Raw genomic sequence first — 1,397 nt, 5'->3', positions numbered from 1 at the left:
CGAAGTTGTACCAGTGCACGAAGTCGTGGCCCCAGGCGCGGGCGTCATCAAGCTCGGCGAAGCCGCTCGCCGGGAATTCCGGGCGGTATTTGGCCGTCTTGAACAGCGATTCCACAAAGGCGTTGTCGTCCGAGACGCGCGGGCGCGAGTACGACGGTTTCACGCCCAGCCAGTGGAGCATCGCCAGTACCGTGGTGGCCTTGAGCGTGCTGCCGTTATCGCCATGCAGCACCGGCTTGCTGGGGCACGCATGGATGCCTTCGGCGAGCGCGGTGCGCTTCACGAGATGGACGGCGTGTTCGGCATCATCCCTGTCATGAATCTCCCAGCCGACGATCTTGCGGCTGTACAGATCGAGGATCAGGTAGAGATAGAACCAGCGACCCTGCACCCGGGCCGGCAAGTAGGTCATGTCCCAGCACCAGACCTGTCCTGGCGCCGTGGCCACGTGCGTGGTCGGCGTGCGCGACGGAGCAGGCGCGCGAGTTCGACCGCGATGCCGGTTCTGGCCGTGGGTGCGCAGCACCCGCTGGAAACTCGATTCGCTCGCGATATATACGTTCTCGTCGGCCAGCATCGGTACGATCCGGGCCGGTGGCAGCGCGGCGAAACGCGGCTCGTTGGCAACGGCCAGAATGCGTTCACGCTCCTGCTCGCTCAGCGCGTGCGGGGGAGTCGGCCGTTCAGCACACGGGCGGCGGTCACCGATGGCGAGGCCATCGTGCGCTTTCCAGCGCTGCAGCGTCCGAACAGTAATGCCCGCCACCTCGCAGGCCAGACGCAGGCGCGCCCCGGCTGCATGAGCGGACTCGATATGGCGGACCATCGTTTGGCGATCTTCCAGGCCGATCATGCGTCCTCGTCCTTGTCCTTCGGGAAGATCGCTTCGAGCTTTTTTGAGAGCACCAGCAGCGCAGCCGCCTCCGCCAGAGCCTTCTCCTTGCGGCGCAGCTCGCGCTCGAGCTCCTTGATGCGTGTCCGGTCAGCCTTCGTTTCGCGAGGGGTTGCGCGTGCATCCTCAGGTTCGATCAGCGCCTGCGTGGCCGCAGCGCGCCACTGCTCCAGTTCCCGGGGATACACGCCGTTCTCGCGACACCAGGCGCCCTTGCCGGCCTCATCCATTGCGGCGGTCGCCAGCACCGCCTCGAACCGGGCCGTCGCTGTCCAGGCCCGCTCGCGAGCGGGCCTGGACAGCGCATCCGCGCGCCAGCGTTCGAGTGTTGACGTCGAAATACTCAGCTCGTTGGCAACCGCTTCCACCGAGGCACTCTCGGGCGGCAACAACCGCGCTACAGCTTTGTCTTTAAATGCTTGTCCGTATCTGGCCACTTCATCTTTCCGTTATCGCCCCACAGTTTCAGATTCTAACGAGGCGACATCCATTCTGACTCCGGGGG

Annotated in this window: 1 pseudogene; it reads right to left on the bottom strand. The window is 65.0% G+C overall.

Going from position 1 to position 1,397, the window contains the following annotated elements:
• A pseudogene (locus tag A3CW_RS52105) lies at positions 1-1,329 on the bottom strand (IS3 family transposase); the annotation flags it as partial.
• Positions 1,330-1,397: the final 68 nt, after the last annotated feature.

The sequence above is a fragment of the Paraburkholderia nodosa DSM 21604 genome (genome assembly GCF_000519185.1).
GTDB lineage: Bacteria > Pseudomonadota > Gammaproteobacteria > Burkholderiales > Burkholderiaceae > Paraburkholderia > Paraburkholderia nodosa.
The sequence above is the reverse complement of the archived record's forward strand: the minus strand, read 5'-3'. Positions and strand labels throughout refer to the sequence as shown.